This is a genomic window from Trueperella bonasi (assembly GCF_030811535.1).
Classification (GTDB): Bacteria; Actinomycetota; Actinomycetes; order Actinomycetales; family Actinomycetaceae; genus Trueperella; species Trueperella bonasi.
In genome coordinates, this window is record NZ_JAUSQX010000001.1 from 1398545 (window position 1) to 1423708 (window position 25164).

Genomic DNA, 25164 nt, shown 5'->3' on the forward strand with positions numbered 1-25164 from the left:
CCGGGGTCCGACACCGCTACTCGTCGTCGCGGATCGAACCCAAAATTTCCAAGGCTGCCTTGTGAAGATGGTCGTTTGTCGCAAGCGCGTTGCCGCCCCACGGGCCGTCTTCGCCGTCTAGGGAGGTGAATCGGCCGCCCGCCTCCGTCACGATAGGCGCGATCGCCGCCATGTCGTACAGTTCGAGTTCGGGTTCGGCCGCAATATCTACAGCGCCCTCGGCAACCAGCATGTAGGACCAAAAGTCTCCGTAGGCGCGCGTGCGCCAACAGCTTTGTGCAAGCCTGAGGAAGCTACGGAGCTGATTGCGTTCGCTCCATCCGCCGAGCGATGAATAGGACAGCGAGGAATCCTCAATTCGCCCAACATTCGATACTTTGAGGCGGCGCGCACTTGTGGCTGACCGGCCGTTGTACGCGCCTAAGCCTTTGGCCGCATACCAGCGTTGCTTGAGCGCTGGAGCCGATACGATTCCGAGAACGATTTCGCCCTGCTCTTCGAGAGCAATCAGGGTTGCCCACACGGGCACGCCACGCACGTAGTTCTTCGTGCCGTCGATCGGATCAATGATCCAACGCCTCCCCGAAAGACCTGTTTCTCCTTCTTCTTCACCGAGAATCGCGTCACGGGAGCGGAACTGGCCCAGCATGTCACGGATGATGCGTTCGGCGCCCCGATCGGCGTCGGACACCGGGGTCATATCCGGTTTTGTTTCAACCGCTAGATCCGAGGCTCGAAAACGTTCCATCGTGAAAACGTCCACACGATCAGCAATTCCTAGTGCAACTTGAAGATCGGCAGAAAGGCGTGCAGTGTTCATACTCATCATTCTAGCTTTTTATTGCTTCTTATTTTTCTTATTCTTTTTATTTTTATTAAAACTCTGAATCTGGAGGTAGGGGTTCAGAATCTTCCGCATTTTCTTGCGAGAGGTGGACCATACGGGTATGAACCTGAGAATGAGAGCTAAGTCCGAACCGGCTGATAATGTTACCTATGGAATTCGGTTTTCAGGAAAGGAAAGACGTGGAGCCGATCTACACGCCGTCGAACTACATCGATTTCTTGAACTCAGAACATGGGCGCCCGGCCTATGCCGCCTTGCAGAAAGCGCTGGACCACGTACGCCCCTACGCGTTGCGAGCAACAATCGCGGTGGTTGTTGCACTCGTACTAACCTTCGGCGGTTTCTTTGCGTTTCAGAAGTGGTGGGGCGCTATCGCGATCATTCCGGCGATTTACTTCGTCGTCGTCTATTTCCGGGAAAATGAGGCAGTGAGCAAGGCACACAAAGTTTTTCGCCGGGAACTACTGTTTTTCTTTTTCGGGGAAGAAAGCACGCGACGCAACGAGCGCTTTGACCGTCCTAACGAGTTCGTGAAGAGCCTAGACGACGTCGTTGGTTACAGCGCAACCGTCAAAACCGATCTAGGAAAATACGGGCAGGTTTACGCCGTCGACGTCGAGCGTGAACGTTACGAAGAATCAGACGGTAAATCTCAACGAGATATCAAGACGACGAAAGAGAACGGGCATGCGGTACGCCTTCCGTACCAGTCCCTCGTGCGCTCTAAAAGGGCATCCTTTTTCTTTAATGATCGAAAAACTTTCTTGGATGGATTCTCGCTGTCCGGGCGCACCCGGCGCTCTTTCGATTTGACCGACACCGAGCTAAACGAGTGGTTCGACGTCTCAGTGGGGGGTCTGAAAGACCTATTTGTGGAAAACCCTGACGAGCAGCAGTTCTGGACCCGGATCATGTCCCCCTATTTCGAACAAGTTATCAAAGCGCTCGTCGCCAAATATGGGCGTATGAATATTTCGATTAATGATGGCTATTTCTATATCAACGTCGAACGCAGGGCCCCCGGGTTTGACAGCGTTGACTTCGGGAAAATGGACAAGCGCTATCTATCGAGAGTTTGGCTCTCAAACCACGAGGGTAACCTGCAGGAAGGGCATGTGCATCCCAACAAGGTCATCCCCTATCTGTATCGGCTTTTCCTCAACAGAATCATGCATGCGATGACCATATACTTCTTGATGGATTCCCAACACGTCAGTAATGAAGAGCGGGAAGAAGCCAAGTGGGTTCTCGATTACGTCGTCAGCCAGTTCCATGCGATTGATACACAAGCTATGGAAGACCAGTTCAAAATGATTCGAGAGGGAGTAAGAAATGTTTAAAGACGTGCTCAAGGCTGTCAATAGAATTAAGGGAGAAGTCTTTCGCGAAACAGATAAACACGTGGATACGTTTTCACGTAATGTTTCGTCCGGGATTAGGTCCGGGATATCAGGCTTAGCTTCCAATGCGCGTAACCAAGCGATGGACTCGGTGAAGGACGCCGTGGTTGGCAAAGCCAAGAGCTATACCGATTACCTTTTTCAGGTGGATAAGGTGATCCATGAGGAGGATGCACGCAAGCTCGGCATCACCGCGCGCGAACTTATTTCGACGCCGAAGAGCGAGCTTTCTGCACGGCTCGGCGTTCCAGAAGAGCAGCTGACGCCCTACTCGGAAAGCGAGGAATCGCCAGCAGCTATCACGGTGGGCAAGCTGAAGGACATCAACGAGCGCACGGAGAAAGAGGCTAAGGCTCGGCGCGAACAGGCAGAGTACTTGCGCATGGAGCTTTCTGAATTCGACAAGCTTACACTGCAAGAACAGGCTGACAAGCTCGGGATGACTTTAGAAAGTCTGCGCGAGGAACGCGCCCTCATTTTCTAGGAGCACCATGGATCAGGCTATCGTCATTGTTATTATCGTCGCCGCGCTACTGGTTCTTTATCCGATCTATGTCTACAACAAGCTCAACCGGCGCAAGCTATCTGCCGAGCGCGCGTGGTCGGCCGTGGACGCGTATCTCCAGCAGCGATTTGATGAGCTTAACTCGCTGTTTGAACAGTTGCTCACCGCTTTTGATGTTGAGTCGAAGGTGTTTACGGAGGTCTCGCGACTCCGGGCGGGAATCACTAAGGCGCAAGAGAGCGGTGAACGTCAAGACGCAATCCAGGCTTATCAGCAGGCCAACGGCTTTATGCTCGGGTTCCGGCAGGAAGCCTACCCCGAGATGAAATCGATGGACCAGTCGATATTCACGGCTTCGCGCACATCGCACATTGAAACTGAGATCAACGCTGCGCGCCGGGTCTACAACTCGAATGTTATGAGCTACAACGTTCTGTTGAAGAACTTCCCGAGCAACATCGTTTCCCGGATGTTCAGCCATGAGCCGCTTCCCATGTTCGAAGCCGAGCAGCAGGCCCGTAGCCGCCCTGCTATGCCGTCAGCCAATTATGTGAGACGCAAGTACGAATAGATCCCTAACTCAGCGGGGATTGATAATACCCAAGGAGGCCCGTAAGTCGTAAGGGGATCGGTAAGCCACCAAAAACTGGAAATTCTTGGCTTTCGGATCCCCGGTGGCGAAAGGGATCCCCTGCGCGTGTACAATCACTTTGGTGCATAAGAACGATGTGCACCTCATCCGAATACGAAGGAGCTAAATTGTCTGCATTCGAACCTAATCCACAAGTTTCTGGCTATGACACTCCGGCGGTGCTACCACCGGTGAACCAACAAGCTCAATCTGCTGGGCATTACGGAAACCAGTACAATCCGAACTATGACCCCCGCTACAAGGTGATGAATAAGCATCTTTTCGTATGGCTAGGCGCTTGGTTTGCAGGCGCGTTCGGCGTTGATCGCTTTATGCGTGGCCAAGTCGGAATGGGTCTCTTCAAGCTCCTTATCGGATCATGGATCACACTAGGAATCTGGCCACTAGTCGACTGGATTATCGCCATGGTGAAGGCATACGGTCAAGCATACGGTCACGGGGACGATATCGTTTTTGCTGCAAACGGTGCATACATCCGCTAGCTGACCGTTGTGGGCATAGCGGTACGCCGCTACGCCCAGTGTGGCTCCATTGACGTGCGCGAATGCAGGAGCCTGCGGAAGGATTCCACACGCGCCTCGAGCCGCTCGTCGTCGGCCTCATCGAAAGCGCAGTCAAGCGCTCCGGCCTCGTGCGGGCAACCACGGGGGCACTCTTCGGCCACTTCCTGCAGATCCGAAAAACCGCGGAGCAGATCTTCGGGTTCTACGTGCGCCAAACCAAACGTGCGCACACCCGGCGTATCAATGACCACGCCGCCGCCTTCTAACGCAAACGCCATTGCCGAAGTCGAGGTGTGCCGCCCACGGCCCGTCACCTCATTAACGCCGCCGGTCTCGCGTTCGGCTTCGGGAACGAGCTCGTTAATTAACGTCGATTTACCGACCCCTGAATGGCCGACGAGCACCGACACGTGCCCCTGGAGCGCTGCGGCTATATCCGCCACGTCAGCTTCGCCGGCCTCTTCACTAATCGCCGAGGTGTAGATCTCCAGCTCGAGTGGTTCATACAGGGCGAGCAGATCATCTGGATCGGCAAGATCGTTCTTCGTGAGCAGCAAGATAGGTTTCATACCCGCGTCATAGGCGGCCACCAGAATGCGGTCGATCATTCCCGGCCTAGGTTCGGGCTGAGCCACCGCCGTGACGATCACGAGCTGATCGGCGTTTGCTACTATCACCCGTTCAGTACCTGCCGCTTCACTCTCCTCCGCCGTCCGGCGCAGAGCGGTGCTGCGTTCATCGACTTCGACTATCCGGCCCAAAGTATCCTTGCGCCCCGATAGGTCCCCAGTCATTGCAACAATATCGCCGACGACGATCGAACCGTGCGGCAACTCCCTCGCCTTTACGGCGATAACCCGCGTGCCGTCGTCGACCATCGTGACGTGATAGCGCCCTCGATCTACCCGGTATACCTGCGCGCGGGGTGCATTCGAATAGTCCGGCCTACGCTTTGTGCGCGGGCGCGAACCTTTACCTGGCCGGACGCGAACCCGCGGATCGTCGGTGCCAATATCGCGTCTAGACACCGCCACCACCAAATGCCCGCTCCCACATCTGGGCAAACCCGGGCAAGGTCTTAGAAGTTGTTTCGACATTGACCACTTCGGTGCCAGCAAGCCGCAACCCGAGAATGGCTCCGAAGGTGGCCATCCGGTGGTCTTCGTAAGATTCGATCACAGCAGGGCGCAGCTCACCTCCGCCTTCAATCACGAGGTTGTCGCCGTCTTCCCAAGCCTCGACTCCCATCTTGCCCAGTTCCGCGACGAGCGCGGCCAGCCGGTTAGTTTCGTGCCCGCGAAGGTGGCCGATATTTCTCAGGTGCGAGGTACCCTGCGCAAAGGCCGCGACGGCCGCAACCGTGGGAACCAGTTCGCCCACGTCCTTCATATCGGCGTTATACGGCTCGATAACATCAGGCCCGACGACGGTTAGCAGACCATCTTCCAGCGTGATACGCGCGCCCATCGCGGCGAAAATTTCGCGATAGGAATCGCCCGGCTGAGTCGTCACGCTCGGCCAGCGCGGAATCGAAACCTGCCCGCCGGTTACCATCGCCGCTGCAAGAAAAGCTCCCGCATTTGAGAGGTCGGGTTCGATCGTAACATCGGGCAACTGAGGAGTACCCGGCGAAACGATCCACCGATTCGGCGATTCTTCCGGCATCGCGACGATGTCTATCCCCGCCTCACGCAACACCCGAACGGTCATATCCACATGCGGCTGGGAGGGTAGGCTAGCGCCGACGTGGCGCAAATCGAGTCCACGAGTCATGCGCGGAGCTGCGAGCAAGAGTGCGGAGACGAATTGCGAGGACGCAGATGCGTCGATCTGCAGCGCGCCGCCTTCGATTGTGCCGGTACCGTGCACGGTGATGGGTAAAACGGGGGAGCCAGCGTGCTCTGAGGCCTCCACTTTAACCCCGAGTTCGCGCAGGCCGCCCACGATCGCGTCCATCGGGCGCACGCGAGCCGCCTGGTCGCCGTCGAGTCGAACGGGATCATTCGCGAATGCAGCCAGGGGCGGAATAAAACGCATCACAGTGCCCGCGAGCCCGCACTCGACTTCACCGCCGCGGATCGGCCCAGGATGGACTGTCCACGATTCGGGATCACGTTCGATCCTCGCACCGAGAGTTTCGAGCGCGCCGGCCATAAGCTCGGTATCGCGCGCTACAAGAGGATGATGAAGGGTTACTGGATCGCTCCCAAGTGCCGCGAGCACGACGTACCTATTGGTGAGCGATTTCGAACCGGGAATGTTAACCGTTGCTTCAACAGGCCCGGAATGGGGTGCGGTCCAGATCACCGACCGTCCCCAATGTTCAACCGGCCGGCAGCAGAATCCAGCTGGTCGGATGCGGCATCGCGCGCATCTTTGGCGAGCCTTTGTGCGCGCCAGGCGAGCGAAGGCTTTCCGCCACGATCCTGGGTGGCAATCAGGGCGCCGCCAACGAGCCCGGCAGCAGAAATGAGCGAGCTGATCGACTCGCGCCGTTCCTTGCCGCTGTGCTCCCAGAACGGGTTACGCGCCAGCGAAATTGGTAGTTGTAGTGCGCCGAGTAGGAGCGCGGAGCTGCGGGGAAGTTTGCCGCGGGCGAGCGTCAAACCCGCAACCGTAAAGACTGCGCCGGTGGCGCGGGTGATGAAATCGACAGAGCTTTGGCTGGGGCGCTGAATGCCAAGGGATTCAACGACGTCGAGCGCGCGGTTCGCGGCTTCACGATGGCTTTCAGGTTTTGTCAGGGCGTCGATGCCACTGGCAATGAATGGGGCTGCTAGTAGTGGGCGGGCGAGTGTGGAAATCATTTGTTTCTCCAATCGTCGGTGGCACTAGTCTACTGAAAAGATCGACGCCGGCACGCGGGTGAACCAGATTCCGGCAGTCTCGCGTTCCCACAGCATGGCAATATCGCCACCCGGCAGCGCGGCAAGCGACTGATAGCCGTGGTGGCGGGGATTAATGGCCCGACCAAGCCAGGCTCCCTCCGGGTTTTCGGCCCGGTAGACGGTGCCGCATCCCCGATATGGAAGCATGCGGGAGGCGTTCGCAAACACGAGCGCACCGTCGGTTGCGAGCGTTGCGGCGGGCTGGCAGAAAATCTCCCGCAGTTGGGGATCTTCGGTGACTTCGCTCCAGGTCTGCCCGGCGTCGTCGGAGTGCGTGCGCAGCACCCGGGGATGTTGGGAACGCGAGAACATGTGCAGGCGCTTGTCGACTTCCACGATCGCCGATTCGGTCATGGTGAGATGCGGATCGGTAAAGGTGCGCACGTCGATTGCCTCGCCGTCGACTTCCCGGCCTTCGTTCGGAGCGGGGCCACGGAACCAGGTCGCGCCGTCGTCGTCGGACATCAAGGTTGCTGCCGAATGTTGCAAGCCATCCGCGGTGGAGAAATAGCACGGAATGATCAGCCGGCCGGCATCCTCGCCATGTTCGAGCCGAATGCCGTTACCCGGCCCGATACCTAGGAAGGTCATCCAGGGCTCCTTCACGTGGTCGGTAATCAGCCGCATCTGTGACCAGCTTGCACCTTCGTCATCCGATGTCCACACCGCGATATGCGCCGTTTTGACGGCCATCAGCTCGGCGTCGATGAGCACGTTTCCCGCGGGTGCGCCAACGGTTGTGAGGGAGCCATCGGGGCAGACGGTCCAAGGGGTGTGCTTGCCGTTGTGATCGACGACGCCGGTCGGTTCGGTTGGCCAACCACCCGGAACGAAAAATTCGGTGCCATGTGCGTCTTCAAGGATCAACCCCCGCTTGTCCATTCCTGGGCCCGGGCGGGCGTTAAGTAGGCCGGTGTGCGCGGCGTAAAAGTCGGCGAGCACGTGGATGCGGCCGGTTTGATCTTCGACTGCCGCGGCGTCCGTCACCGCCACGCCATCTACGCCCTCGCCTGGGAAAGTCGCGATCGTTTGAACGGGCTCCCACGAGCGGCCTTCATCGAAGGAACGGCGTAGGACGAGATCGGTGGCATTGGGTGCATCGTTGGGCAGGTCGCGGCGGCGATCTGCGAAGGCGAGAAGCGTGCCGGAACTTGTGTAGGTGAGTGCGGGAATTCGATGGAATACACCCGAAGGATAGGAATCAAATACGGGAATTTGCGACAGTGCAGGGCGCCGAGCCAACAGGGCAATTTGCTGGTCGTTTAAGGGGCCGTGAATCCCGCCCTCGCCCACCTCGCCCATCAGGCGGTGGCCGGTGAGATCCTGGCCGATCGTGAACTGTGAAAACCTTGGCAGGCTTCCGGGCAGGTGTTCTTCCAGCCAGCCGTCCACCCAGATCTGGATCGCGCCACCGGTCAAGGCCAAAGCCAGATGATGCCAACGGCCATCCGACCAGTTCCCTGCGGCGAACGCGGCGGTATTTCCGCAGGTCAGCTCTATTCCACGCTCACCGGCAATGCGGGCCTCCAAGGTGGTGTGCCCCGCGTTTCCGGCCGCGATGACCGAGCCGTATTGCCCCGGCCCGCGCACGCGGAACCTGGCATGAATGACGAGTTCGGGAAGCGAGCCGAGCGCGCGGGCGTCGTCATCAGATAGGCGCATTGAAGCAAAGGCAACCTTTGGCACCGGGGGAGCGGTCAGATCGCGAACGAAAACTGCCAGTTCGTCGGGGCTGAGCTCGCCGGGAACGTCCACCGCTTTCAATTCGCCAACGGCAGCCTGGGGAGCTCCATCAAGCGGGGCTAGCGCAGACCACACCTCGTAGCCATCTAGGAAAACCCGTGTGTATTCGCCCTTATGCGCGGTACTCGTATGTACGCCAACAGTGTGCTGGCCAAACACTCGCGCATCTTCGATGTCATAGTCAAAGGGCGCCCCGGCGTTCCCGTGAAGGCGAAGCTTGCCATCGCGCACAGAAAGTTCCCACGAACGGCCTCGAAGAATTGGCCCCTGACGAACTATGCCCGACCACATCCACATGAGCTATTGCCTGACTTCCATAAAGTTTTCGATGAGCGACTTGACCTGCTCCCATACCTGCGTGCCCGGCGTCGACAAGCCGCCGTGATAGGTGCCGGCCAGCATGTGGAGCGCAGCGTTGAAGCCGACGTCAACAAGGTCGGTGGTCCAGATGATCCCCTCATCGCGTAGGGAATCTGCGGCCGCAACTACGGTGAGCACGCGAACGCCGCAGCCCGGGTGGTCAACGAGCCGGGGAAGTTCGCCCGGATGCGTATCTGCAAGGTAGGCGCGCCAAGCGTGGTATGCCTTCACTCGGTTCCACATCTGGGCCTGGTGATGGATGCGCATCGATCGGCCGGACATCGACGGGTCAAGGAATGGTTCCAACATGATGAGCCCCATGGGAGCTTCTCCGCGTTCGAGCATCATGACTGCCGTGGTTTCGGCGAGCCCGCCACCGGCCGAATCGCCAAGGATGAATAGTGGAAGATCGAGGGCTCCCAGAGCCGCCAGGCAGTCGTTCGCGGCGGCAGGAAAGGGATGTTCGGGCGCAAGGCGGTAATCCGGGCTTGCGACGACGGCGTTTAGCCGTGCGGCAAGCTCCGAGTTACGTTGGTCATCGGCCTGCGCACTGCCAGCCATGAATCCGCCACCGTGAATTGCGAGAAGCGCCCGTTCGGCTTTTCCAGGCGGATGCCACACGCGAACGCTCACGGCGCCGATTTCGACGACCTGAAGGCGCGTTCCCGGCGAGATGACTGCGGGCCGGGCGTTTGCCGCCGCGCGCTCGCGAGTGCCGATTGGATCCCACTGCGGATAATAGGCTTCGGCAAGTGCGGGTTGGAGCTGAGGGTCGATATAAAAGCTGGCAGTTTGGCTCGGTTGCGGGCCGATTTCGGCGGCTTTGTCTGGTTCGCGCACATGTGATTCCGGATCGAATGGGGGATGGATGCGGTGCAGGAAATCCACGACGGAGGCCCGATTCGCGTCTGTTTGATCAGCCCACGTGGTATCAAGCTCGAGCGCCGGCACTGAGCTAGGGAGTTCTTGTAGCGGGGCGGCCCCGCCGATCATGCCCGCAAATAAATCTGGCCGGCTTCGGGCTAGTTGGTAGAGATGCCCGCCAGTTTCGGCATGTTCGATCGCTACGGCTCTGCCGTGTTCGTGAACCAGCGTTTCGAGAGTATCTTCGAGCCGGCGGGCCACTTGTGCACCACCTTTGGCAGACGGTAGCCCAACGCCGACGAGGAGGTAGCGATCTGCAAGGCTTCCTGCCAGGTTGGAAAACGGTTGAGTGAAATTGGCCCGCGCTGAGCTGTTGGCAGCTCCCGTGGCACACATGACGACGAGCGGCCCGCAACCGGCGCGAAAGTACGGCAGAGACGAGCACGGGCGAGTTTTAAACATTAGGGTTCCATATCCAGCAAACTTGCAAGCGGTTCGTAGTGGGCAATGACTGCCTCGCGGTAGGCTTCCACGTCACCATCTTGAGCGGTAATAAGCATCTGTTCGTGCGCCCGGGCGGTTGAAAGTAGGCTTTCTGCCGAGTTTTCGTCGAGTTCAGGGATGAAAGTTTGGTGTATCAGCCACATGGCGGCGTTGATTTGGCTGAGCAACTCGTTGTCGAGGTGGGAGACGAGCCCCGCGTGGAACGCGATGTCTTCGTCCATGAATTTTTCTGCGCAGGAAGCTTTTTCAACCATGGCTTCGACCAGTTTCTCCAGCTCAGGATTTGACGTTCCCTTCATCGCGGCAACCAGATTCTCGGCAATGCCAAGATCTATGTACCGGCGCATGGAGACCACTTGACGCAGTGATTCAGTACCCGATTCCCGATCGAGAGCGAAGCGAAGTACGAGCGTTTCAATCAGGGGCGCCACCGACATCGACCCGACGAAAGATCCGCGACCTTGGTGCACGCGCACGATGTCAAGAGCCTCAAGCTTACGCAGCGCCTCGCGCACCGAAGAACGCGAAACTTGCAGGTCCTCGCACAGGGTTGCTTCAGTGGGCAGAGGATCGCCCGGTTTGAGCGAGTGATTCAAGATGTATGCCTTGATCGCATCCATCGTCGCTGAGGAGCGATTGGCGCCGGCAAGCGGCTCGTGAGCACGAACCGACATCGTTGTCGGAGAAAACTTGTTCAAAAGCACTTGCGCTGACTTGTCTGACAACATATGGTTTATGTTACCCGAAACGAAGCATCGATGCTTCAGTGTTACTCGATGGAGAGGAAACGACATGCGTTCATCAAAGCGCTGGGCCAAAGCGACTGCCGTGATTGCGGCAGCAATGCTTGCCCTATCCGCCTGTGGTGGCGGAAACGACGACGGCGGAGGAGGCGGCGGGTCCGAGACCACGGGCTCGACGACGACCGACGGCGGCGGACCATCCGGCCAGATCAATCTGGGCGTTGCTTACGAAACGACCAATTACGACCCTTCGACCACCTCGTCGGCCCTGGCAATGGGCACGAACTGGCACGTCATGGAAGGCCTGTACGAATTTGATATGGCAACGTACGAGGTCTACCCGGCGCTGGCTGACGGCGAGCCGGTCAAAATTTCGGAGACGGAGTACGAAATCACGCTGCGCGATGGCGCAAAGTTCTCCGATGGCACCGAGGTAACCACGGCGGACGTGCTTGAATCATGGGCGCGCACCACGCATGAAACTTCGATCTACAAGCAGTTCTTCACCTTCGTTGATTCCCTCGAAGCCAAGGACGATACGACCATCACGGTCAAGCTCAAGTACCCGTTCGCCGGGCTGGCAGACCGCTTGGTGAACGTGAAGATCATTCCGGCATCGTCGACCCAGGATGAAATGACGGCCCACCCAATTGGAACCGGCCCGTTCAAGTACACGGAAATCTCCAATACGGCCATTGAAGCAGTGCCCAACGAGCACTACAACGGAACCAAGCCCGCGCAGGTTGAGCTCATGCACTGGGACGTTCTCAAGGATGATTCCGCGCGTCTTTCCGCGGCTCTTGGAGGCACCATCGACGTGATGGAAACAGTGCCATCAGCGACGAAGGACCAGCTGGCTAGCGCGGGCTGGACGCTCGATGAGGTGCCCGGCTACAACAACGCCTTCCTCATGTTCAACACCTCAAAGGAACCTTATGATAACGCGGAAGTGCGCCGTGCTTTCCACCAGGCAATTGACCGGCAAGGGCTAGTCGATACCGCGCTGGCAGGCGACGCGATCGTTGCGACCTCGTTCCTGCCCGAAGCCAATCCGATGTACTCGCAGGCCGCAACGCAGTTCGACTACGACACCGAGGCTGCAGCCGAGGTCTTCAAGAAGGCAGGTCTGACTGAGATCACTCTGATCTCGACCGATCATCCGTGGGTTGCAAACCTGACCCCGCAGATCCGCCAAGATCTGGAGGCTGCAGGCCTGACGGTCAATGTTCAGTCCATGGCGTCCGGTGATCTGTACGCGAACTTTGCAGACGTCGACAACCCGACCTACGACATCGCACTCGCGCCTGGCGATCCGTCCGTCTTCGGCCAGGATCCGGGCATCATCATCGATTGGTGGTACGGCGATAACGTGTGGACGCAGCAGCGCACCTCGTGGGCCAAGAGTGCTCCGGAGGCATTCCAGAAGCTACAGGAGATCTCCACCGAAGCATCGCAGCTCACAGGTGATGAAGCGAAGGCAAAGTGGGCCGAGGCTCTTGACCTTATCTCGGAAGAAGCTCCAATCTTCCCACTCTTCCACCGCACGATGATCACGGGCTTCAACAAGGACAAGCTCGAGAACGTTGACGGTATTGGAACCACGGGCCTTGAGCTCGTCGGCGCAAGCGTCAAGAACTAACGCACTCACATCGGAAAGCCGTGGAGGGGCGGCAAACCCTCCCCTCCACGGCTTCCCAACCCGGTGCCGCGGTGCACCACCACGCGGCGCGGGTGCCAACGGTGGCACCGGCGCTAAAAATCCAGCGGCCCTAGGGCGGTAGCGGTTCGAAAAATGCCACACAAAAGCTGGTCCTTCTCAGGTAGAAGAGGAATTTAGGACAGTGAATAATCTCTTAAGACTTTTAGGCAGGCGCCTTCTTGCGCTCCCCATCATGGTGATCGGCGTGACTTTCCTCGTCTTTTTCATCATGTCCCTTTCTCCCATTGACCCGGCCTACACGGCATTGGGCGAATTCGCGACGCCGGAGGCCCTTGAGGCATTCCGTGAAAAGCATGGCTACAACGATCCATTCCTCGTGCAGTACGGCAATTATCTCCTCAATATGGTGCAAGGCGATCTTGGCTTCTATGGAATCGGAGATCAGAACAAGGTGACGGACATGGTCGCTGACGCTCTGCCGATTACCCTTTCGCTAACGTTCTTTGGCCTCATCATCGCCGTCGTTATTTCCTTCCCCCTCGGAGTCATTTCCGCGATCTACCGCGATCGGTGGCCTGATCAGCTCATCCGAGTGATCTCGGTGATTTGCATTGGTACGCCCTCATTCTGGCTCGCATCACTGCTGGTACTCGCCTTCGTTGGCGGGTCAATTCCCGTCTCGGGTGAACTGCCTGCGCTCACAGAAGACTTTGGCGGCTGGTTCATGCGCATGCTGCTACCGGCTATCTCACTTGCCGTTCCCGTGATCGGTCAGATGACCCGCGTTGTCCGCACGTCGATGGTTGAAGAGTTGGATCGCGACTACGTGCGTACCGCGCTCGGCGCGGGAGTCCCACGAAGCGTCGTCATCGGCCGTAACGTGCTTCGCAATGCGCTCATCACGCCGGTGACGGTGCTCGGCCTGCGAGTTGGCTACCTCATGGGCGGCGCCGTCGTCATCGAAATTATCTTCAATATCCAGGGGATGGGCCGCGTGCTCATCTTGGGCATCCAAAACAACTGGGTGAACCTGGTGCAGGGCGGCGCGCTCGTGGTAGCGATCGCCTTCATCATCGTCAACATCATTGTTGACATGCTGTACCTGCTCATCAACCCACGCATTAGGTCGGTGTGACATGACAACGAAGAAACAAAAGCTTGATACCGTGACGGCGAAGGGCGCCCGCTTTACCCGGATGCGCAACATGAGCCTCGGCTCGCGCCTTTCCCTCGCATTCCTTATTCTCATTTTCATCGTCTCCTTCCTTTCCCCATGGATCGCCCCATACACGCCGGACCAGTTGTTTGGCATCTGGATGGAGCCTTCCGGCGACCACCTGTTTGGAACCGACCACGTCGGGCGTGACGTGTTCTCCCGAGTGCTCTACGGTGGCCGTTACTCCCTGATGATCGGCGTGCTTGCAACGCTCGTCGCGCTCTTCTTCGGTGCGATTATCGGTTCGATTGCTGCCGTTTCACGGAAGTGGATCGGCGAGGTCATCATGCGAATCATGGACATCATCATGGCCGTTCCAGGCATCGCCATGGCAGCCGTGATGGTGCTCGTGTTTTCCAGACGGCTTGCACCGGACAATGTCATTGGACTTGTCGGGGTCATCATCGGCGCCATCGCGTTCGTTTACACCCCGCAGCTGGCCCGTATTGTCCGCGCCAACGTGATGAGCGCCTATGGCGAGGACTACGTGCGCGCCGTCATCGTGGCAGGCGCCCGTGCACCGTGGATTTTGACCAAGCACGTTGCTCGCAACACCGCAGCACCGGTGCTGGTGTTTGCCACCGTACTCGTTGCGGATGCGATCATCTTGGAAGCATCCCTCACTTTCATTGGCTCAGGCCTGCAGTCCACAATGGTTGCCACATGGGGCAACGTCCTATCAGATGCCTCATCAAACAGCTCGATCCTCGTTGGCATGTGGTGGACGGCCTTCTTCCCGGGGGTGTTCATCATGCTGACAGTCCTGTGCTTGAACATCCTGTCTGAAGGAATCACGGACGCGATGGTCGCGGCCCCATCGGGTGATCAAAAGGTCGACGCCGTTGCCGCAACCCGCGAACAGGATAAGCTGCTCCTCGATCCGCGCCTTGCGCACGAAAAGCAGGCAAAGCCACTCCAAGAGCGGCTCGACCAGCTGGCGCACGTTGAAGGCCAACGAAGAGACCGCCTCGTTGCAAGAGCCACGGGCAGGCCACTTCTCGAAGTGCGCAACCTGTCGATCAGGTTCCCTCGCCACGGCGATGTCAACGTCGTTGACAACGTGTCCTTTGCCGTGCACGAAGGCGAAACGATGGGCCTCGTCGGTGAATCGGGTTGTGGAAAGTCGATCACAGCCCTAACAATCATGGGCCTCATAGATTCGCGTGCTCAGATTACCGGCGAAGTTCTCTACCAGGGCCGAAATCTGCTCACGATGGAGGCGAAGGAACGCCAAAGCCTGCTGGGCCACGAGATGGCCATGATCTACCAGGATGCGCTGTCATCGTTGAACCCGGCCATGCTGATCCGTTCGCAAATGAAGCAGCTCACCAGCCGAGGGGGCACCCGATCCGCTGAGGAACTGCTCGAACTTGTTGGTTTGGACCCCAAGCGCACCCTTGAGTCCTATCCGCACGAGCTCTCGGGCGGCCAGCGCCAGCGTGTGCTCATCGCCATGGCGCTCACCCGCGATCCGAAGCTCATTATTGCCGATGAGCCGACGACGGCACTTGACGTGACAGTGCAAAAGCAGGTCATCGATCTGCTCAACGAACTGCGAGCAAAGCTCGGCTTTGCCATGGTGTTCGTCAGCCACGATCTTGCGCTCGTTGCCGAAGTGGCGCACAGGATTACGGTCATGTACGCCGGCCAGGTTGTCGAACAGGCACCAACCTCGGAGCTACTGTCCAATCCGGTGCACGAATACACGCGCGGCCTGCTGGGTTCGGTGCTCTCGATCGAAGCCGGAGCGGACCGTCTCCACCAGGTGCCCGGCACCGTTCCTTCGCCGCGTGACTTCCCGGTCGGCGATCGCTTCGCGCCGCGCTCATCCCACCCCGACGTCGGCTTGGATATCCCACCGCTGCGAATGGAAATCGAGGGTAAAGAACACGTCTACGCCGCTGTTCCAGACAGCGCTTGGATGGAGGCCGGCTATGAAGCCCCCGACCATCAGGGTGTTCATGTCCCCGTTGAACTGGCACACAACAGTGAAGAGGAGGGCGAACGATGAGCACACCAATCATCGAATTGCGCGATCTGCACGTGGTCTTCAAGACTCGTACCGGATCGATTTTCAACCCCAATAAGGTGCACGCGGTCAACGGGGTTAACATGAAGGTCATGCCCGGCCAAGTCCTCGGAATCGTGGGCGAATCCGGATCTGGAAAGTCCACGGCAGCCAACGTCATGTGCGGCCTGCAGGCACCGACCGAAGGTCAGGTGTTCTTCAAAGGTGAAGAGGTAACGAAACGTTCGGCCGCCGATCGCCGAAAGATCGGCCGCGTGGTTTCCGTCGTCTTCCAAGACCCGGCAACGGCCCTGAACGCGCGCATGCACGTGCGCGATCAGCTGCTCGATCCGCTGCGAGTTCACGATATTGGAACAGAAGAAGAGCGAAATGAGCGCGTGGAACATCTGATCACTCAGGTCGGTCTGCCAAAATCTGCGCTGGATGCGCTTCCCGGCCAGCTTTCCGGTGGTCAGCGCCAGCGCGTGGCGATCGCCCGAGCGCTCGCACTGCGCCCGGACGCGATCATTGCGGATGAGCCGACATCGGCACTGGACGTGTCAGTGCGCGCTCAGATCTTGAACTTGCTGATGGATCTAAAGAATGATCTTGGATTGGCGATGGTGTTCATTTCGCACGATATCCAGACAGTTCGATATATCTCCGATCGCATTGCCGTCATGAACTCCGGTGAAGTGGTCGAAGAAGGCCCGGCCAAAGAACTGCTAGCAAACCCACAACATCCCTATACTCGAACACTTCTGGGTGCGGCGCCGTCGCTGCTCCACCCGGATCTTGGAGGCAACTCATGAATTTTAGCGGAGTGATACCGCCCGTCGTCGCACCACTTACGAGCCAGGGCGAACTGGATGTTGCCAGCTATGAAAGGCACGTGAACCGGCTGATCGATGCCGGGGTGGATGGCCTATTCGTGTTGGGATCTTCCGGGGAAGTAGTGTTTTCAACCGATGATCGGCGAAGGCAAATCATTGCTGAAACGATGCGGATCGTCGACGGACGAGTGCCGGTGTTGGTGGGAGTGATCGACATGACCACCCCGCGCGTCATCGATCACGCGCGGGTAGCCCAAGAACTGGGCGCCGATGCCATTGTGGCAACGGCGCCGTTCTACGCGATTGTGGGGCCAAAAGAGATCGACCGGCACTTCCGGCTCATCAAACAAGCAATAGATTTACCTCTGTTTGCCTACGACATTCCCGTATGCGTCCACGTCAAACTTAATTCGGCCATGATTTTGGATTTGGCGCGCGACGGCGTGATTCAGGGCGTGAAGGATTCCTCCGGCGACGACGTCTCCTTCCGCAACCTTGCGCTCTCACGTACCGAGCAGGGGCTCGATCTGAAATTGCTGACAGGGCACGAGGTGGTCGTGGACGGGGCATACATGTCGGGAGCCGATGGCTGCGTGCCCGGCCTTGGGAACGTGAACCCCACCGTGTACGTAGAACAGTGGCAGGCATTCAAGGACGGCGATTGGAAGCGGGTACGTGAACTCCAAGACTACGCCGCCCGGCTCATGCGCATCACCTCGGTTCCCGTGGGCGAGTTCGGATTCGGCGCGGGCGTGGGAGCGTTCAAGACGGCCCTCATGCTGTTAGGCATCTTTGAGACCAATACGATGCCCGAACCGGTTGTCGCACTGGAAGGGGCGAATGTCGAGGCGGTCGCCGGAGTGCTCCGCCAAGCCGGAATGCTGAATTAGGAGGGGCCGATGACGGGTGCCAAAGAGGAGATCCTCACGGTTGATATCGGTGGCACCAAAATTGCTTGGGCAAGGGCGGATCGCGAATTCAACTTCAGTTCCATCCAGTCCATGGCAACCAAGGCCGAAGAAGGCGGCACGCACGTTGCGCGGCTTCTTGCTGATCTTGTTCGCGAGGAAGTAAGCGCCCATCCGCGTTTGCGCGGCATTGGTATCGCCAGCGCTGGTGTCGTCAACCCAAAAACGGGGCAAATTGTGTCTGCAACGGAGACGATGCCCGGTTGGGCCGGAACCGAGCTCGGTGCGACCATCGGCGAAGTGGCAGGCCTACCCGTGCACGTCATCAACGACGTGCACGCACACGGGCTCGGGGAAGCCGTCTTTGGAGCTGGCCGCGGCCATGGCTCAGTGCTTTCGGTGGCTGTCGGCACCGGAATCGGAGGCGCTCTCATTCGCAGCGGGCACATCGAATTTGGCGAGCACTTTCTAGCCGGGCATTATGGCCATATCCACCACCATCTGGCCAACGATCTGACGTGCTCATGCGGGCGCTCCGGTCATATTGAGGCGATTGCCTCCGGCCACGGAATCACCAACTGGTTCAACGCGCGCCGAGCCAGCAATGACCCAGAGATCGCAAACGGCAAAGAACTGCAAGATCTTGCAGATTCCGGACACGCGCTTGCAAAGGCAGTCTTCGCGGAATCGGCATTTGCTCTGGGTGAGACCATTGCGACTCTCGCGAACTCGGTGGATCCCGCCGTGATCGTTCTCTCGGGTTCGATGACTCGCTCAGGAGACAGGTGGTGGCGGGCCGTTCACGAGGGTTACGCCGCCCGCGTGATGGATCCCGTGGCTGACGTATCCATCGTGGCAGGCGAACTAGAATCGAAGGCGCCGCTTTACGGTGGCGCCGTGAATTTCCTCAGACAAGAAGGGCAAGAATCGTGAGTGTAATTGAATCGTTGCGCGGTGGCCTGATCGTCTCGGTGCAGGCATATCCGGGGGAGCCAATGCGCCACCCGGAAACCATGGCCCAAATAGCGCTCGCGGCTGAGCGCGGCGGCGCGGTGGCGATCCGCTGCCAGGGACTAGCCGACATCTCGGCCATAAAAGGCCAAGTGGAGATTCCCGTGATCGGCTTGTGGAAAGAGGGGCACGAAGGCGTATACATCACGCCGACCCTGCGCCACGCACGAGCGTGCATCATGGCGGGAGCCGACGTCGTCGCCATTGATGCTACGCGCCGGGCACGGCCAGACGGCCTGAGCTATGCCGACACCGTCAAAGCTTTAAAAGAAGAGGGCGCGCTTGTCATGGCTGACTGCGGATCGATCGACGACGCCCGCATGGCAGTCGAGGCCGGCTCCGACATCATTTCGACCACGCTCGCCGGGTATAGCGGTGAACGCGAAAAAACCGCTGGCCCGGACTTCGAATTGCTCGATCAGATGGTTACTGAATTTCCGCAGGTGCCAGTCCTATGCGAGGGGCGAGTCCACTCGCCCACGCAGGCAGCCGAGGTCATGGCAGCTGGCGCATACGCCGTCGTCGTTGGAACCGCGATCACCCACCCAACCACGATCACCTCGTGGTTTGCTGATGCCATTAAATAATTCCGATCGGGAATACAGCCGTTAAAAAATATTGAAAGGACCACGATGAAGGTTGGAATTTTTCGCAATGAGACTGAAGTTGCCAAGATGGCAGCCGCATACCTGATTGAAACGATGAATGGCGCCCCCGTGGCTAATCTTGGCGTGGCAACGGGTTCCACCCCGCTTCCGCTCTATCAGCAACTGCGCGAGGCTCACGCAAACGGTTCTTTTTCGCTGGCAAACGCCAAGGCCTTCGCACTCGATGAGTACATCGGCCTTCAACCAGGGCACCCCGAAAGCTACCGCAAAGTCCTCCAAGACGAACTGGTCGGCGAGGATAAAACGGGATTGATGGACGAAAATCTGTTCACGCCAAACGGCAACGTCGACGTGCCTGATGGCGCTCGGGAAGCAGCTGCCGCCTACGATGCGGCCATCAAAGACAACGGTGGCGTCCATCTGCAGATTCTCGGAATCGGATCCAATGGCCATATCGGTTTCAATGAGCCTGGAATTTCACTCAGCTCGCGCACACATGTCGATGCGTTAGCCCGCCAGACAAGGGAAGACAACGCGCGCTTTTTTAACGGCGATCTCGCCAAAGTTCCGCAAATGTGTATAACTCAGGGCCTTGGCACGATCCTGGAAGCCACGCACATCATGCTTCTTGCCACCGGTGAAGGCAAAGCAGACGCCGTTGCCGCAGCGGTTGAAGGGCCCATTTCATCTTCCTGCCCGGCGTCGATCCTACAGATGCATCCCTCCGTTCGCGTATACGTAGACGAAGCTGCGGCCGCCAAATTAAAAGGGCGGGAGATGCATGAGATCCGCTGGGAGATGCTCGCATGATTATTCGCGGAAAATTGCTTGATGGCAACGGCCAGCTTGTCGGCTCGGGGCTACGGATAGACGACGGGCTGATCACCGAGATTTTCGAGGCCGATACTGAAATCAGCGGCTGGATCACACCCGGATTTATCGACGTGCACTGCCACGGCGGCGGAGGATCGTCCTTCCCAGATGATCCGAGCCCAGAGGGCGTGGATCGCGCCGTAGAAGCGCACAGATCCATGGGTACGACGGCGATGATGGCCTCCACCGTCTCTTTGCTCGATACCCTGCCACCCATTGAGGGCCTCACCCAGGCGTGCGAGGAAGGCAAACTTGCCGGAATACATCTCGAAGGCCCCTATATTTCCCCGCACAAGGCCGGCGCCCAAAACCCGGTGGCGATTCGTAACCCCGATCTCGATGAGCTACGGAGCTGGCTCGAGGCCGGTAAGGGTTGGATCAAGACCATGACGATCGCTCCCGAGGTTGCCAATGCTATTCCCGCCATGGAAATGCTCCTCGATCACGGTGCCGTGCCATCGTGGGGACATACCAATGCGAATCTCGAGGAGACCCGTGCGGTTGTCGAGGCCACCACTCAGTACGCGGCCGCCATTGGATTTGCTCAACCACCCCAAATGGCAACCCATCTGTTTAACGCGATGCCGGCCATCGGGCACCGTGCCCCCGGTCCAGTCCGTGAACTTGTGGCGGCTGCGGCGCGCGGAGAATGCGTGGTCGAACTCGTTGCCGACCTCGTCCACGTCCACCCAGCTTTAGTGCACGACGTGGTTCGTTACGTCAGCCAAACCAACCCCAACGGCGTGGTTTTCGTTACGGACGCGATGGAAGGCGCGGGAATGCCAGACGGCGAATACGTTCTTGGCGGGCAAGATGTAAAAATTGTTGATGGCACTGCTCGGCTTCTGCGCGGAGGAGCCATTGCCGGGGGAACCTCGCGCTTGGCCCAGCAGGTACAGCGTTTGGTGCAAGGAGGGCACTTGCCGATCGAGGACGCGGTCCGATGCAGCGTTGCAGCCCCTGCAGCCGCCGTCGGATTCGACGAAACGACCCCGGGCGTGACTTTAGAGTGGAAGGTCGGTGCCGCACCCAACGCCGTCGTGTTCAGCGACGAGCTTGACGTCCAACAAGTGATTCGCGAAGGTGAATCACTGCGCTAAAATCCAGTGTCAAGCAATGCGTTATCCTTATGTCGACGACAAGGAGTTCAATGGCTGACGATGTAGCCTCCGATTTTAAAGTTGAGGACGAGACGCCAAAAGAGCGTAGCCTACGCTTTGAACAAGACGCCGTGCCGTATCTGAACCAGCTCTACGGCGCCGCAATGCGGCTGACTCGAAATCCTCAGGACGCCGAAGACCTCGTTCAAGAGACATTCGCAAAGGCCTTTGCTTCATTCCACCAGTTCACGCCAGGTACGAACCTCAAAGCTTGGCTCTATCGGATCTTGAACAACACCTTCATTTCGCACTACCGCAAAAAGCAGCGCAGACCGCTGGAAGCCGATGCGGGTGAAGCTGAGGACTGGCAGGAATATCGGGCGTCAACCCATCACTCGACGGGCTTGGAATCAGCTGAAATGGAAGCGCTTGCAAACCTTCCAAATGAGGAAATCCGGCAGGCAATGGAGCAACTTCCAGAGGACCGGCGTACAGCCGTTTATCTTGCGGACGTCGAAGGCTTTAGCTATCAGGAAATTGCGGACATCATGGGAACCCCCATTGGTACTGTGATGTCGCGGTTGTACCGTGGGCGCAGTCAGCTGCGAGATCTGCTTCGCGACTATGCCCACGAACTGGGGTACGTGAAGGAGAAAGCGTGAGTAGAGAGTTCGAAGAATTAGCGGCGCGCTTCGACGGGTGCGGGTGCGAAGATCTCCTCGATCGACTCTTCGCACTGCTTGGACACGAGATCACTGAGAGCGACGCCGCCCGGCTGGTCGAGCACAGTGCGAACTGCTCCACCTGTGCAAGCCGAACGGAAGAGGCAGCTGTGATCCGCGAAGTGATCCGCCGCGGCTGTTGTGGGGAAGCCGCGCCAGAATCGTTGCGAGTGAAGATCACGAAAATCACCATGCGGTAGTTGGAAGGCCGCCGACCTTGCCGTTACACTGGTGGGGAACTATTTGAGGAGTGGATATGTCGAAGCGTGGTAGAAAGCGTAAGGACCGCAGGAAGCGCCCAGCGAATCGGGGCAAGCGCCCAAACGCATAAGCATTGTGCTTGAAAGCGTCATGGTGCACTTTAACGAATAGGTGCAGGCCGAACCTCCAAACGCGAGGACTTTTAGTCAAACGCGAGGGGAATTTCCCCTCGCGTTTGCATATTACCCCTCGCAGATGGAGAGTCTTCGGCTTATTCGCTTACCTGGGGTTCGACGCCGAGCCAAGAATGCCAGCCCCTGTGCAGAACGAGCCAGGTCATCAGCCCGTAACCGGCCTGCCTTGGGCAGTAACTATCGGGCGACATGGCCATGTCAGTCAGCCACTGTTCGTGTTCCTTTAGTGGCGAATAGCAATCCACGAAGGGAACTTTACGGCGTTCGCAAACTTCGGAAAATGCTTGGCTGAGCGCTTCTTGTGCACGGTGGGTAACGTCCAGCCGAGGCGGTGGCCCGACGACGAAGGTCGGCAAATTCTGCCGATGCGCGTTATCTAGCAGATTCGCAAGATAAAGGCGCGATCGCGCTGTGGTTGTGCGGCCCAGATCGTGTGAACCCAGGCCGATCACGAGGCGGTTGTCGGCCTCCCTGTCAAGGCGCGGTAACACTTCGCTTTCCCAGCGGCCAACGAGTTGCTCCGTGGTCTGCCCGGGCCAAGCCAGTGGAACGGACATCATGGGTGGATCGTTCGGCGACCTTGCTATCGTGCGGCCTACCCAGCCCAGCGCACGGGCATCACCGTAGCCCGCAACTAGTTCATCGCCAATGAAGAAAACGCGAATATTCACCCCTCCACCCTACGGCAAGCTGAGCCCTGATAAGGTGCGATACGCTTGCCGGTGCGTCGCCAACCAATGCTCTTGGGCTGATCACATTGCACAATCATTTGGATAATTCCTCAATTAACCAAGGTATTGCGCTTGAGGGGTTAGGACCCTTTGTGTTTGGAGCTAGATCGCTCCACGCTTGCCGCGCACGCCCATTGCCTCGCGGTAATTACCGAACGGAAAATTGTGGGCGAGCTCCTTGCCGCGAGGACCAGCGACCAACTTTTTGCCCTGTACGAGCTGGTCGAGTTTGTTGCCGGTTACTGAATGGTTCATATCCTCTAGGTGCCATAACAGCCACAGTTCGAATTTTGGATTCGTTACCAAAGCATGAATGTTCTTCTTTTTACATTCCCTGAGTGTGGATTCTAGACGTTGATGATTGTCAACATCGATTACGAGGATGCGGATGTCGAAGGGCTCTCCGTTGATATTCTTTCGCTCTCTTTCCCTTTCCGTGCGCGCATCGCATGCTTGTAGAACTCTCGAAGGCTCACCCTGGCCTGGTTCAACTGTTATAGCGATCAAGTAGGAATTCCGCAGCTCTTGGTTAAGCAGTTCAAAATACCTAGCTTCCGATTTATCGCGAGAGCCCTCAACGACGACGAGGACCTTTCTATGCTTCGAGCGTTTTGGCCTTTGTTGCGGCCTGTATGCTCTCCGACGCTTGTTACTCCTCTTGGCCATAGTCAAACTCTTCGCGATTGTCTTCGGAATCGAAATTTCCAATAAGACTGTGGATGATGGAAGGCGCGAGGCGCGGAATCGCGCCGAAACGACCTTCCAAGTATTGCTTCGAAATATTGGAGTTTTTCTTTATATTGGCGAAATCGTCGAGCGAGTAGAGCTCGCTCGCGCCCGCAGTATCTTTGTCGACATACCAGATCTGTTTCTTCTCCAAATTGAGATCGCTTTGGGGGCCAAGAAGGCTCACGTCGTGTGATGTGAAGATAAGCTGCGAACCGTTCCGGTTATATTCTGGATTTTGGAATAGGGAAACGAGTAGCGCAGCTAATTGTGGATGCAAACTCGTATCTAGTTCGTCAACGCAGAGGAGGCCACCGCTTCTTAGCACCTTAAGAGCCTCGACCGCTAACGCAAGCCACGCCAGAGTGCCGGAAGACTCATTTTCAAGGCCAAAGTGATAATCGCGTTCGTTAAGGTCTTCGGATCTGTGCCTAAAGCGTAGCGACCGTGCGATGGCCTTTTGACTGCTTTCTGATGTGGCTTCTGGATCCTCGACTGGCACCTCATCGCTACCACTGAGAGCTTGAATATTCTTTAGTATCTCGAGAACACGTGGAGGAACCTCCGTTTCTTCCACAGAAATTTCTTCAACCCCCACATCTGCTATCCGAGCAAGATCAACTAAGTCGTGAAATCTGAGTCGTCCAGCCGCAAGTTGGCCAGTAATGTTGGAGAGCCTCTTGTCCCGCTCTTCATCGCCCACGTTAAAAATGGTAAGTCCATCGAGCATCGCCTCGCTGATGGCGGTGAGCACTCCTCGATTCACGCGAAGAACGCGTGATAGGACGAGTTCTTTGGGTGAAACTTCAATACGTCCAAGCTTGCCGCCAAGGCTAACGTCCGAACCTTCACGATCAAAGAGGACGGTGGGACGAGAGCTGCGATACATCTGCAGAAACTCGTGTTTTACTCCGCTGGGATCAACCGAAAACTCGTAGTTGAAACGGTATTCCTCCGCATCTGCTTGATCCTGCGCTGGAAAACCTGAATTCACTAAAACTTCACTGGGAATATTCAAAAGGAAATCGAGCGCATAGAAGCTTTCGCTTTCTCGGGAAGTTGAATCGAGTCTGAACGGATCCCTCGTGATGAAAGGGCGATCTGTCCATTGGCCAGCCGAATGAGCGAGTGCTGAGGCAAGGTATTGAAATGCGCGAATAATTGCCGTTTTGCCGGATGCGTTTGCGCCAAAGATGGCCGCCACCGAATAGAGGTGCTGGGTCCAACTCTCGCCCTCCCGCGGAATGTTGGTACGAAGGGACTCCCTCGTCATGTCCAAGAAGAACTCGTCACGAAAGCTTCGATGGTTCCGTGCAACAAAAGACAGAATACGCATGCGTCAAGCATACATGAAAGTCGCTAAT

Annotated in this window: 26 protein-coding genes; 16 read left to right on the forward strand and 10 right to left on the reverse strand. The window is 57.8% G+C overall.

What is annotated here, in order from left to right:
• Positions 1–16: 16 nt before the first annotated feature.
• Complete coding sequence (hisN, locus tag J2S70_RS06455; RefSeq protein ID WP_307682916.1) at positions 17–820, reverse strand: histidinol-phosphatase; 804 nt, start codon at positions 818–820, stop codon at positions 17–19.
• Between the two features lie 176 nt (positions 821–996).
• On the opposite strand from hisN, the gene J2S70_RS06460 reads away from it, so the two are divergent.
• From J2S70_RS06460 to J2S70_RS06475, 4 genes are all read left to right on the forward strand, one after another.
• Entirely contained in the window at positions 997–2187 is a 1191-nt protein-coding gene (locus J2S70_RS06460; RefSeq protein ID WP_307682917.1) for a hypothetical protein, read from the forward strand.
• Positions 2180–2731, forward strand: a complete 552-nt coding sequence (locus J2S70_RS06465) for a hypothetical protein (protein WP_307682918.1) — start codon at positions 2180–2182, stop codon at positions 2729–2731. Before J2S70_RS06460 ends, J2S70_RS06465 begins: the two co-directional genes overlap by 8 nt.
• A 7-nt stretch (positions 2732–2738) precedes the next feature.
• Complete coding sequence (locus J2S70_RS06470; protein ID WP_307682919.1) at positions 2739–3323, forward strand: LemA family protein; 585 nt, start codon at positions 2739–2741, stop codon at positions 3321–3323.
• 188 nt (positions 3324–3511) lie between these two features.
• Positions 3512–3886, forward strand: coding sequence for a TM2 domain-containing protein (locus J2S70_RS06475; protein WP_307682920.1), 375 nt, complete (start codon positions 3512–3514; stop codon positions 3884–3886).
• Positions 3887–3915: 29 nt separating this feature from the next.
• On the opposite strand, the gene rsgA is transcribed toward J2S70_RS06475, so the two are convergent.
• Genes rsgA through J2S70_RS06505 form a run of 6 tightly spaced genes read right to left on the reverse strand, consistent with a single transcriptional unit; the run spans position 3916 to position 10994 of the window.
• Positions 3916–4935, reverse strand: coding sequence for a ribosome small subunit-dependent GTPase A (gene rsgA, locus J2S70_RS06480; RefSeq protein ID WP_307682921.1), 1020 nt, complete (start codon positions 4933–4935; stop codon positions 3916–3918).
• The gene (gene aroA, locus J2S70_RS06485; protein WP_307682922.1) at positions 4928–6214 is read right to left on the reverse strand and encodes a 3-phosphoshikimate 1-carboxyvinyltransferase; all 1287 of its coding nucleotides are present in this window, start codon (positions 6212–6214) and stop codon (positions 4928–4930) included. Before aroA ends, rsgA begins: the two co-directional genes overlap by 8 nt.
• Positions 6211–6714 carry a DoxX family protein gene (locus tag J2S70_RS06490; RefSeq protein WP_307682923.1) on the reverse strand — a complete coding sequence of 168 codons (504 nt, stop codon included), beginning with the start codon at positions 6712–6714 and terminating at the stop codon, positions 6211–6213. Before J2S70_RS06490 ends, aroA begins: the two co-directional genes overlap by 4 nt.
• A 24-nt stretch (positions 6715–6738) precedes the next feature.
• The gene (locus J2S70_RS06495; protein WP_307682924.1) at positions 6739–8835 is read right to left on the reverse strand and encodes a sialidase family protein; all 2097 of its coding nucleotides are present in this window, start codon (positions 8833–8835) and stop codon (positions 6739–6741) included.
• A 3-nt stretch (positions 8836–8838) separates the two neighbouring features.
• Positions 8839–10224 (reverse strand): alpha/beta hydrolase fold domain-containing protein, encoded by a 1386-nt coding sequence (locus J2S70_RS06500; protein ID WP_307682925.1) that lies wholly within the window; start codon positions 10222–10224, stop codon positions 8839–8841.
• Entirely contained in the window at positions 10224–10994 is a 771-nt protein-coding gene (locus J2S70_RS06505; protein WP_307682926.1) for a FadR/GntR family transcriptional regulator, read from the reverse strand. The genes J2S70_RS06500 and J2S70_RS06505 overlap by 1 nt, the downstream gene beginning before the upstream one ends.
• A 64-nt stretch (positions 10995–11058) precedes the next feature.
• Between J2S70_RS06505 and J2S70_RS06510 the strand changes: the two genes are divergently transcribed.
• The 12 genes from J2S70_RS06510 (at position 11059) to J2S70_RS08890 (ending at position 22279) form a co-directional block, all read left to right on the forward strand.
• The gene (locus J2S70_RS06510; protein WP_307682927.1) at positions 11059–12648 is read left to right on the forward strand and encodes an ABC transporter substrate-binding protein; all 1590 of its coding nucleotides are present in this window, start codon (positions 11059–11061) and stop codon (positions 12646–12648) included.
• Positions 12649–12850: 202 nt separating this feature from the next.
• Positions 12851–13804, forward strand: a complete 954-nt coding sequence (locus J2S70_RS06515) for an ABC transporter permease (RefSeq protein ID WP_307682928.1) — start codon at positions 12851–12853, stop codon at positions 13802–13804.
• A gap of 1 nt (position 13805) precedes the next feature.
• Positions 13806–15896 (forward strand): dipeptide/oligopeptide/nickel ABC transporter permease/ATP-binding protein, encoded by a 2091-nt coding sequence (locus J2S70_RS06520; RefSeq protein WP_307682929.1) that lies wholly within the window; start codon positions 13806–13808, stop codon positions 15894–15896.
• Entirely contained in the window at positions 15893–16705 is an 813-nt protein-coding gene (locus J2S70_RS06525) for an ABC transporter ATP-binding protein (RefSeq protein ID WP_307682930.1), read from the forward strand. The genes J2S70_RS06520 and J2S70_RS06525 overlap by 4 nt, the downstream gene beginning before the upstream one ends.
• Positions 16702–17616: a dihydrodipicolinate synthase family protein gene (locus J2S70_RS06530; RefSeq protein WP_307682931.1), complete on the forward strand. Its 915-nt coding sequence runs from the start codon at positions 16702–16704 to the stop codon at positions 17614–17616. The genes J2S70_RS06525 and J2S70_RS06530 overlap by 4 nt, the downstream gene beginning before the upstream one ends.
• Before the next feature lie 9 nt (positions 17617–17625).
• Positions 17626–18567 carry an ROK family protein gene (locus tag J2S70_RS06535; RefSeq protein ID WP_307682932.1) on the forward strand — a complete coding sequence of 314 codons (942 nt, stop codon included), beginning with the start codon at positions 17626–17628 and terminating at the stop codon, positions 18565–18567.
• Entirely contained in the window at positions 18561–19232 is a 672-nt protein-coding gene (locus J2S70_RS06540) for an N-acetylmannosamine-6-phosphate 2-epimerase (protein WP_307683383.1), read from the forward strand. Before J2S70_RS06535 ends, J2S70_RS06540 begins: the two co-directional genes overlap by 7 nt.
• 45 nt (positions 19233–19277) lie before the next feature.
• Positions 19278–20063 carry a glucosamine-6-phosphate deaminase gene (gene nagB / locus J2S70_RS06545; RefSeq protein ID WP_307682933.1) on the forward strand — a complete coding sequence of 262 codons (786 nt, stop codon included), beginning with the start codon at positions 19278–19280 and terminating at the stop codon, positions 20061–20063.
• A complete protein-coding gene (locus tag J2S70_RS06550) occupies positions 20060–21226 on the forward strand; it encodes an N-acetylglucosamine-6-phosphate deacetylase (protein WP_307682934.1) in 1167 nt (388 codons plus the stop codon). Before nagB ends, J2S70_RS06550 begins: the two co-directional genes overlap by 4 nt.
• Positions 21227–21276: 50 nt before the next feature.
• Positions 21277–21888: a sigma-70 family RNA polymerase sigma factor gene (locus J2S70_RS06555; protein WP_307682935.1), complete on the forward strand. Its 612-nt coding sequence runs from the start codon at positions 21277–21279 to the stop codon at positions 21886–21888.
• Positions 21885–22148 (forward strand): mycothiol system anti-sigma-R factor, encoded by a 264-nt coding sequence (gene rsrA / locus J2S70_RS06560; RefSeq protein ID WP_307682936.1) that lies wholly within the window; start codon positions 21885–21887, stop codon positions 22146–22148. The genes J2S70_RS06555 and rsrA overlap by 4 nt, the downstream gene beginning before the upstream one ends.
• 56 nt (positions 22149–22204) lie before the next feature.
• Positions 22205–22279, forward strand: a complete 75-nt coding sequence (locus tag J2S70_RS08890; protein ID WP_407702661.1) for a 50S ribosomal protein bL37 — start codon at positions 22205–22207, stop codon at positions 22277–22279.
• Between the two features lie 141 nt (positions 22280–22420).
• Here the strand turns inward: J2S70_RS08890 and J2S70_RS06565 are convergent, their stop codons facing one another.
• From J2S70_RS06565 to J2S70_RS06575, 3 genes are all read right to left on the reverse strand, one after another.
• Entirely contained in the window at positions 22421–23008 is a 588-nt protein-coding gene (locus tag J2S70_RS06565) for a GDSL-type esterase/lipase family protein (RefSeq protein ID WP_307683384.1), read from the reverse strand.
• A gap of 168 nt (positions 23009–23176) precedes the next feature.
• A complete protein-coding gene (locus J2S70_RS06570) occupies positions 23177–23740 on the reverse strand; it encodes an RloB family protein (protein ID WP_307682937.1) in 564 nt (187 codons plus the stop codon).
• On the reverse strand, positions 23724–25136 hold the full coding sequence (locus tag J2S70_RS06575) for an AAA family ATPase (RefSeq protein ID WP_307682938.1): 1413 nt from the start codon (positions 25134–25136) through the stop codon (positions 23724–23726). Before J2S70_RS06575 ends, J2S70_RS06570 begins: the two co-directional genes overlap by 17 nt.
• Between the last annotated feature and the right edge of the window lie 28 nt (positions 25137–25164).

Bases quoted from the DNA above. Each gene is read 5' to 3' on its own strand.
- J2S70_RS06460 (WP_307682917.1), top strand. From the start codon at position 997: ATGGAATTCGGTTTTCAGGAAAGGAAAGACGTGGAGCCGATCTACACG.
- J2S70_RS06490 (WP_307682923.1), bottom strand. From the start codon at position 6,714: ATGATTTCCACACTCGCCCGCCCACTACTAGCAGCCCCATTCATTGCC.
- J2S70_RS06505 (WP_307682926.1), bottom strand. From the start codon at position 10,994: ATGTTGTCAGACAAGTCAGCGCAAGTGCTTTTGAACAAGTTTTCTCCG.
- J2S70_RS06470 (WP_307682919.1), top strand. From the start codon at position 2,739: ATGGATCAGGCTATCGTCATTGTTATTATCGTCGCCGCGCTACTGGTT.
- J2S70_RS06525 (WP_307682930.1), top strand. From the start codon at position 15,893: ATGAGCACACCAATCATCGAATTGCGCGATCTGCACGTGGTCTTCAAG.
- J2S70_RS06570 (WP_307682937.1), bottom strand. From the start codon at position 23,740: ATGGCCAAGAGGAGTAACAAGCGTCGGAGAGCATACAGGCCGCAACAA.
- J2S70_RS06495 (WP_307682924.1), bottom strand. From the start codon at position 8,835: ATGTGGATGTGGTCGGGCATAGTTCGTCAGGGGCCAATTCTTCGAGGC.
- J2S70_RS06510 (WP_307682927.1), top strand. From the start codon at position 11,059: ATGCGTTCATCAAAGCGCTGGGCCAAAGCGACTGCCGTGATTGCGGCA.
- J2S70_RS06535 (WP_307682932.1), top strand. From the start codon at position 17,626: ATGACGGGTGCCAAAGAGGAGATCCTCACGGTTGATATCGGTGGCACC.
- J2S70_RS06550 (WP_307682934.1), top strand. From the start codon at position 20,060: ATGATTATTCGCGGAAAATTGCTTGATGGCAACGGCCAGCTTGTCGGC.
- J2S70_RS06520 (WP_307682929.1), top strand. From the start codon at position 13,806: ATGACAACGAAGAAACAAAAGCTTGATACCGTGACGGCGAAGGGCGCC.
- J2S70_RS06465 (WP_307682918.1), top strand. From the start codon at position 2,180: ATGTTTAAAGACGTGCTCAAGGCTGTCAATAGAATTAAGGGAGAAGTC.
- hisN (WP_307682916.1), bottom strand. From the start codon at position 820: ATGAACACTGCACGCCTTTCTGCCGATCTTCAAGTTGCACTAGGAATT.
- nagB (WP_307682933.1), top strand. From the start codon at position 19,278: ATGAAGGTTGGAATTTTTCGCAATGAGACTGAAGTTGCCAAGATGGCA.
- J2S70_RS06555 (WP_307682935.1), top strand. From the start codon at position 21,277: ATGGCTGACGATGTAGCCTCCGATTTTAAAGTTGAGGACGAGACGCCA.
- J2S70_RS06530 (WP_307682931.1), top strand. From the start codon at position 16,702: ATGAATTTTAGCGGAGTGATACCGCCCGTCGTCGCACCACTTACGAGC.
- J2S70_RS06500 (WP_307682925.1), bottom strand. From the start codon at position 10,224: ATGTTTAAAACTCGCCCGTGCTCGTCTCTGCCGTACTTTCGCGCCGGT.
- J2S70_RS06575 (WP_307682938.1), bottom strand. From the start codon at position 25,136: ATGCGTATTCTGTCTTTTGTTGCACGGAACCATCGAAGCTTTCGTGAC.